The sequence below is a fragment of the Corallococcus sp. CA041A genome, from assembly GCF_003612075.1.
GTDB classification, from domain to species: Bacteria; Myxococcota; Myxococcia; order Myxococcales; family Myxococcaceae; genus Corallococcus; species Corallococcus exiguus.
Genome location: NZ_RAWF01000107.1, coordinates 24,363 through 31,513, shown reverse-complemented (window position 1 = coordinate 31,513; position 7,151 = coordinate 24,363). Strand labels below are relative to the sequence as shown.

The window sequence follows — 7,151 nt, the reverse complement described above, 5'->3', positions numbered from 1 at the left end:
GTCCTACCTGCCCCTCCCTGGTGGGCCGAGCGCGCCGAGGCCCTCCTGGCCCCAGGAGATTCGCGGACGTTGGGCCTGGGCGCGCAGTGGGAGCTCCTTGAGCGCTTCGCCTTCGTGCAGGAGAACGTGGAACCGGAGTTGCTCCTTCTGGATGTGCGGGCCCGTCCGGAGCTCCAGGCGCTCTGGGCCGCGCTGCAGGCGCGTGTACTCCTGGTGACCGAGGCGCTGGATGCGGCCGGAGATGACATCGCCCAGCGGCTTCGAACGGGGGACCTCTCTCCGGCACGCTTCCGGGAGCAATGGGAGGGGCTCGGCTTCACCGAGGCCACGGGACGCGCGAGCACGGCGGCGGATGACTGGCTCGAGGGCCTGCTGCGCATTTCACGCATCACCACCGGCCAGGACCGCCCCCCATTCGGTCAGGTGAACCTGGCATCCCGGGCCCAGCGCATCTCAGACTTCCTCTCCATCGCGAAGCCAGGGCCGCGCGACACGGTCTACGATCTCGGCTGTGGCAATGGGAAGTTCGCCATCACAGTCGCCGCGAGCTCCTCCGCCCGGGTCAAGGGCGTGGAGTTCGCAAAGACATACGTCGAGTCCGCGCGCGGCAATAGCGCACGTTTCGCGCTGCCGAACCTGGAGTTCATCCACGCGGATGTCCGAGACGTGGACCTGTCGGACGGCACCGCGTTCTATCTGTACTTCCCCTTCTGGGGAGAGGTGGCGCACGCGGTGGCCCGGATGCTCGGAGACGTCGCGCGGGCCCGGGACATCACCGTGTACGCCTCGGGCCCCCGCCACGACTACGGCGAGCACTTCCTCGAGCAGGTGTCGCAGGGGGCGCTGTGTCTCGCGCCGGGGCGCCACGACTTCGCCGACGTGATGATCCTGCGCAGCGCCGCCTTCGCGTGAGGGGCTTGCGGCGCGCGGCTCCGCGCAGGGGGTTCACGGCAGGTCTCCCGAATCGAAGCGCTCCCCTGCCTCTTCATCCGTGTCGCCCCACGCCACCGGAACCGGAGGGGACACGGCCAACGTCTCTCGCACCCACGCGAGCTGTGCGGATTTCTCCCTGGCCAGGAGCGGCCCGGGCGAGGCGGCCGTGAGCGCCGGTTGCGGGCTGAGCGGCTGCAGCTCACGCTCGTAGTCACACGGACCAATCCGCATCAGGGTGCAGAGGACGCAGGCGCCCTTGGGGCGCCGCAGGTGCCCGGTCTGTGGATTCATGGCGAGCCGTCCCGCCCTGGCCTCCTCCAGGAGTTGCTCGATGACCCGCGCTCGGGACTTCTCGAAGTCGGCGGAGTCCCCGGTGATGTGAGGCGCGAAGATGACTCGCGCCCCCAGCTCGCTGCCATCCGGCGCGGCGCCGAACCTCAGGCGGATCTCCCGGGACATCAGCGACTCCAGCGGCTCCCCCGGCTGGGGATTCCCCTTCACGAAGAGAGACTTCAACTCGGAGATGAGCGCGTTCGCGGTGCTCTGGCTGAAGCACAGCAGCACGGAGGGAAGGCTCTGGAAGAGCTGTCGGAGGAAGTACCTCCGCTCGCGGAAGCACTCGCTGACGATGCCATCCCGCTGGGCGACAGTCATCGGGGGCAGCGTCGGATCCTCCGGGGAGGCTCTCGTGGTCCACTTCGCCGAGGGACACGCCACCATGTTCCCGTAGGAGAGATCCTCCCCTACCCGGAGCTTGTGGCCCCTCCAGCCCATCTCCTCCGCCACTGAGTCCAAGAGCCCCTGGTACGTCTCATACATCTTCTGGGGTTGGAGCTTGAGGGGCACCCGGCGAGCACCGGTCTCGTCCGCGGGCACTTGAAGCTCGAAGTCGGAGTACGGCGTGTCCTGCGCTCCGCCGCCGAAGCGCTCGTAGTCGGCGCGCGGCACCTCCAGCTTGTCCACCGCGCGGTACCGGAAGTAGTGCGCGTATTGCTGGTAGTCGTCGAACAGCGGGTAGAGCGACTGGCGCTTCGCGCTCCACCACGCCGGGAGATTGGGGTTGATCCCGACCGCCATGATGGGGGCCTTGCGGCAGCCACTCAGCGCCTCGGGGACCAGGGGTGCGCGCCCTACGTACTTCGCCGGGTGGACGATGCCTGGCTCGGGAGGCGGGCTGTCCTCCACGTAGTCGTAGCTGTGATAGCTCCCCCACTGACGGAAATAGGCGCAGGGATGGGGCGGCCGGAGGGGTTCCTGCGCCGAGCGCATGGCGTTGCAGGGCATGAGCTCGTAGATGAGCTCGACCTCGATCGGAAGATTGCTCGTGGACATATGTCCCCCCGGCTCGAATGTATGCCTCGCCCGAGTACAGTGAGGGCTCCCTGACGGTCAGGAGACCCCCTGGTGAAAACGCTCCCCCTGCTTCCCCTGCTCTTCGCCTGTGTCGCGGCGCCCGGCGGCCCCGCGTTCGCGGCGGCGCCCCCTCCCACGGTCCTCGCGGGCCTGGACGCGCTGTACCCCGAACTCGATGCGCTCTACCGCGACCTGCACCAGACGCCCGAGCTGTCACTCCAGGAGGAGAAGACAGCGGCGAAGCTGGCCGAGCGCCTGCGCAAGCTCGGCTTCGAGGTGACGCCGAAGGTGGGCGGGCACGGCGTGGTGGCCCTGTTGCGCAACGGCAAGGGCCCCACGGTGATGCTGCGCACGGACCTGGACGGGCTTCCGGTGGAGGAGAAGACGGGACTGCCCTACGCCAGCAGGACGAAGGCGAAGGATGCAGGCGGGACGGAGGTCTCGGTGATGCACGCGTGCGGGCACGACGTGCACATGACGTCATGGATTGGCACGGCCACGCTGCTGGCGCGGACGAAGGACCGGTGGCGTGGCACGTTGATGCTGGTGGGGCAGCCGGCCGAGGAGATTGGAGCCGGGGCCCGGCAGATGCTGGCGGACGGCCTGTTCACGCGCTTCCCCAAGCCGGACGTCGCCGTGGCCATGCACACCGTGGCCAACGCCGCGGCGGGGATGGTGCAGTTCACCCCCGGCTATGCGCTGGCGAGCGTGGACTCGGTGGACGTCACCCTCTACGGCAAGGGCGGGCACGGTGCGTACCCGCACACCACCGTGGACCCGGTGGTGATGGCGGCGCGCACCGTCCTCTCGCTGCAGACGCTCGTCAGCCGGGAGAAGAGCCCGCTGGAGCCGGCCGTGCTCACGGTGGGCTCCATCCACGGTGGCACCAAGAGCAACATCATCCCGGACGAGGTGCGCCTGCAGATCACGCTGCGCACGTACAAGCCGGAGGTGCGCAAGGCGCTGCTGGCTGGCATCGAGCGCATCGCCAAGGCGGAGGCGATGGCATCTGGAGCGCCCCGCCCCCCCACCGTCAACGTCACCGAAGGCACGCCCGCCACCTACAATGACCCGGAACTCACGAAGCGGCTGGTGGCCGCGGTGGGCAAGGTGCTGGGCGAGAAGAACCTCAGCGAGACGCCATCCGTCATGGGCGGAGAGGACTTCTCCGAGTACGGCCGCGCGGGCGTGCCCTCGGTGATGCTGTGGCTGGGCATCACCGAACCCAAACGCTTCGCCGAGGCCAAGGGCACGGAGGAGGCACTCCCCTCCCCGCACTCGCCCCTCTACGCGCCGGACCGCGAGCGCGCGCTGCGCACCGGCGTCACCCTGATGACCACCTCCGCGCTGGAGCTGCTGGGCAAACCCTGACGTCCCCACCCGGGCGCCTCGGGCTTTTCATCCGTTATTGACGGAGTGCCAATAGAGGCCTATCGTTTCGCTTAGCGAGGCGCCCGACCCTCATCCTCCGCGCGCCCCTCCGCCTCGCCGTCAGCAAAGTCAGCCGCGAAGCAGGAGGAGCTCATGCGCGTTGTGAGAAGGCCGTTCGTCGGAAGCGGCGCCGCCGTGCCATTCGTTCGCATGCTGTCTGTCATGGCGGCGTTGGCGGTGCCTGGCGTCGGCGCCGCGAGTGATTTGCTGGGGAGCAGTCGAGGCGGCTCGGCGCAGTGGGACTTCTGCTATGGCAAGCCGGACAGTGCGCTCTTGCCGGTGGATCCTCGGACCCTGGTGCAGCCCGGCATCAGTGACGGGCGGGCGGTGCACTTCAATGCCTACTGGAAGAATTGTCATGTCGATCCAGAGGCCGTGAAGGAGCAGGGAGCAGCGAAGAGCTGTGGCGAACTGCGTGCGCGCTTCGCTCATGGCGAGGGGCTGCTGACCAATGGCCATCCCGGAGTGGGCGTGCTGTTCACCGGCACCAACTACACACGGCCCGAGGCTGCGTTCGGCATCGCTACCTTCTCCGCGGCGCAGTACAACGAACTGTGGCGCGTCTGGGGCTTTCTCTTCCGTCCCGACAACTTCGACACCCTGGTCGCCCAGCGCTACGGGTCGGGGCAGAGTACCGCGCGCAATCCCTATCCATTGCCCGGGCAGCTTCCGAATCTCTCCAACGGCGGGAGCGGACAACTGCCGCAGATGCTCACGCAGCTTCGCAACCCGGATGGGAGCTGGAGCGGCCGCATCGGCGTCACCTGTCATGCCTGCCACAGCGGCATGGTGGGCAAACCCGGGGATGGCCCGGGCCTGGGGGTGCAGGTGGGCGGCGGCAGCAGCCTGGCGGACCTGGACCTGTTCCTGAGCGACCTGTTGCCCCTGGGCTACCCGGCGTCGCTCGCCACGTTCCTGAACCTCAACCGGACCCGTGGCACCAACAACGCCAGCGACATCAACCTCGCCTTCCTGTTCCCGGACGAGAACCTGCTGACGCCTTCCGAGGTGATTGGGCTCATCAACTCCGGCTCGACCGCCGGAATGGATACGCCCGCCTGGTGGAACATGGGGCACCGGCCGGTGAAGTTCGTCGACGGCGTCTTCCCCATGGATGCGCCGCGCGTGGACATGGTGTTCTACACGCCGTTCATCGGCCTGTTCGGAAGCGCCGGCGGGCCGCTGAGTGAAGCGGGCCAGGACTGGATGCGGACCAACGGCCCGGCGCTCAACACCTGGGTCGATTCACTCAAGTCACCGCCCTATCCACTGCCCATCAACCAGGCGCTGGCCGAGCAGGGGGCGGTGCTGTTCCACACGCTCGACATGTGGGCACCGGGGCGCAACAACGCCGTGCCGCGACCGCAGGGCAACGGCTCGTGCGCGAGCTGCCATGGGGCCTACTCGCCCCGCTACGTCAACAACCCGGCCTTCCTGGCGACACCGGCGCTGGAGGGCATGGCGAGCTACATCGCCCCGCTGAGAATCATTGGCACCGACCCGGTCCGGGTGAATACCAACAACGCGGCGGTTCAGTCCGCGGGCGCCAAGAACTTCTTCGGCTACCCCTCAACGGCTGGCACCGCCAACGACTGTGGTCCGCAGAACCAGCCGCACATCCGTGGCAATCGGGAACTCGGCTACCTCGCGCCGCCGCTGTACGGGGTCTGGGCCACCTCGCCGTACTTGCACAACGGCTCGGTTCCCAATGTCTGGGAGGTGCTCAAGCCCGCTGACCGCAAGCCCATCTGGCGCCGGGTCTCCGCGCCGCCGCGGTGGGATCAGCCGCTGAGCCTCATGGGCTTCGACACGGACCTGCAACGCGCCTACGACTCCACCAGGCTCGGCTGGAAGTACGACACCATCCCCTGCAAGTGGCGCACGCCCCTGAATCCAGCGGTGTCGCCGTACATCAACTGCCAGCCGGGCGACGAGTTCACCACTCCCCTGGCGCAGGAGATGATGAACGTGCTCTTCAGCAACCTGGCTCTTTCCTGGAACATCCTCTTCCCGCCCACCCGCACGCGGCAGCAGCTCGAGGACCGGAAGATCTACAACACCAACGCCTTCGGCCAGGACAACGGCGGCCACGAGTTCAATTCCGTGCTCACCGACCCGGAGCGTCTGGCCATCATCGAGTACCTCAAGACGCTCTGACTTGAGAAGATGGGGCCCCGCCGTCGCGCGGGGCTCGCATGAAGAACAAGCTCGTCGACTACTTCCGCCGCATCGCTCCTCTGTCGGACGAGGAAGCCCAGGCCATCCTGGACAGCATGGTGGTGAGGACCTGTCCGAAAGGCACTCACCTGCTCATGGCGGGCCAGGTCTCCACCGAGGCCTACTTCGTCCTCCAGGGCTGCGTCCGCCAGTACGCCCTCGTCGACGGGGAGGAGCGGAGCAACGGGTTCTTCACCGAGGACGAATGGGTCCTCTCCATTCACAGCATGATGAACCGGACCCCGGCGGATCACTTCATGGTCTGCGCGGAGGACACCACGGTGGTCGTGGGCACCGAGCAACGCGAGGGGGACCTGTATCGGCGCTTCCCGCGCTTCGAGAGCATCTCCCGGAGGGTGATGCAGAAGGTCCTGGCGGAACAGCAGGAGCGGTTCGCTTCCTATCTCACCGAGACGCCGGAGCAGCGCTACCTCAAGCTCTCGAAGACGCGGCCGGACATCCTCCAGCGGATTCCCCAATACCAGCTGGCCACCTACATCGGCGTGAAGCCCGAGTCGCTGAGCCGGATCCGGAAGCGCATCGCCACGCGCGGCAAGCCGGCTACGCCGCGACGGAGGGCGTGACCGTCCGGAACCCCGGGGCGATGAGCCAGCCGCCGAGGGTCAGCTCGAACAGGCCCCCGGGCCCGGAGAAGAGGATGCCCCACGGCAGCCCGAAGAGCTCCAGCACGGACCCCAGCGCCAGAAGCCCGTAGCCCACCGCGCCCACCAGCGGGAGCCACGAGGGGAGAAGCCGGGAGCGGTACAGCGACAGGCAGAACGCCACGCTGCCGACCCCCAGGATGATCATCGCGAGCTGGTACGCCCAGAAGTTCCCCTTCGACAGCAGCTGGAACAGCGTCTCCTGCCCTTGCGCGGATTCTCCGAGTTCAAGGATGCACAGCAGGAACACCACTCCAACGATGAGGGTCAGCGCCTCCATCACCCGCGTGCAGACGTACGCGACGGCGATGCCCGGGCTCCGCTCACGGAGGATGGGAAAGAACAGCACGCCAATTCCGACGACGAAGAGGGAGTTCAACAGGAGCAGCAGCGCGCCCCCCACGAACAGCGTCCTCTGTCCGGACAGGTGCTCCGGCTCATTCAGGACGGAGGTGACGAGCGCGGTGCCGATGCCGTAGGCAAGAAACGGCAGGAGGAAGAGTGCTCCCAGGGAGCGGGAGTGAAGGCGGGAGATGTTCATCGCGAGGGATCCAG

The 7,151-nt window shown here is 67.6% G+C and carries 6 protein-coding genes; 4 read left to right on the top strand and 2 right to left on the bottom strand.

Features of this window, described 5'->3' with window-relative positions; all coding sequences use genetic code 11:
• Positions 1-912: methyltransferase domain-containing protein (locus tag D7V77_RS20235; protein ID WP_147452112.1), on the top strand; the 912-nt coding region annotated here is incomplete at its 5' end.
• 33 nt (positions 913-945) lie between these two features.
• Here the strand turns inward: D7V77_RS20235 and D7V77_RS20230 are convergent.
• Positions 946-2,265: a hypothetical protein gene (locus D7V77_RS20230; RefSeq protein WP_120577931.1), complete on the bottom strand. Its 1,320-nt coding sequence runs from the start codon at positions 2,263-2,265 to the stop codon at positions 946-948.
• Between the two features lie 72 nt (positions 2,266-2,337).
• Between D7V77_RS20230 and D7V77_RS20225 the strand changes: the two genes are divergently transcribed.
• The 3 genes from D7V77_RS20225 to D7V77_RS20215 all read left to right on the top strand — a co-directional run bounded on the left by D7V77_RS20225 (position 2,338) and on the right by D7V77_RS20215 (position 6,518).
• Entirely contained in the window at positions 2,338-3,657 is a 1,320-nt protein-coding gene (locus tag D7V77_RS20225; RefSeq protein WP_120577930.1) for an amidohydrolase, read from the top strand.
• 195 nt (positions 3,658-3,852) lie between these two features.
• Positions 3,853-5,874 carry a hypothetical protein gene (locus D7V77_RS20220; protein ID WP_233597119.1) on the top strand — a complete coding sequence of 674 codons (2,022 nt, stop codon included), beginning with the start codon at positions 3,853-3,855 and terminating at the stop codon, positions 5,872-5,874.
• Between the two features lie 38 nt (positions 5,875-5,912).
• On the top strand, positions 5,913-6,518 hold the full coding sequence (locus tag D7V77_RS20215) for a Crp/Fnr family transcriptional regulator (protein ID WP_120577928.1): 606 nt from the start codon (positions 5,913-5,915) through the stop codon (positions 6,516-6,518).
• Here D7V77_RS20215 and D7V77_RS20210 read toward each other — a convergent pair.
• The gene (locus D7V77_RS20210) at positions 6,496-7,137 is read right to left on the bottom strand and encodes a DUF4386 domain-containing protein (RefSeq protein WP_120577927.1); all 642 of its coding nucleotides are present in this window, start codon (positions 7,135-7,137) and stop codon (positions 6,496-6,498) included. The genes D7V77_RS20215 and D7V77_RS20210 overlap by 23 nt on opposite strands.
• Between the last annotated feature and the right edge of the window lie 14 nt (positions 7,138-7,151).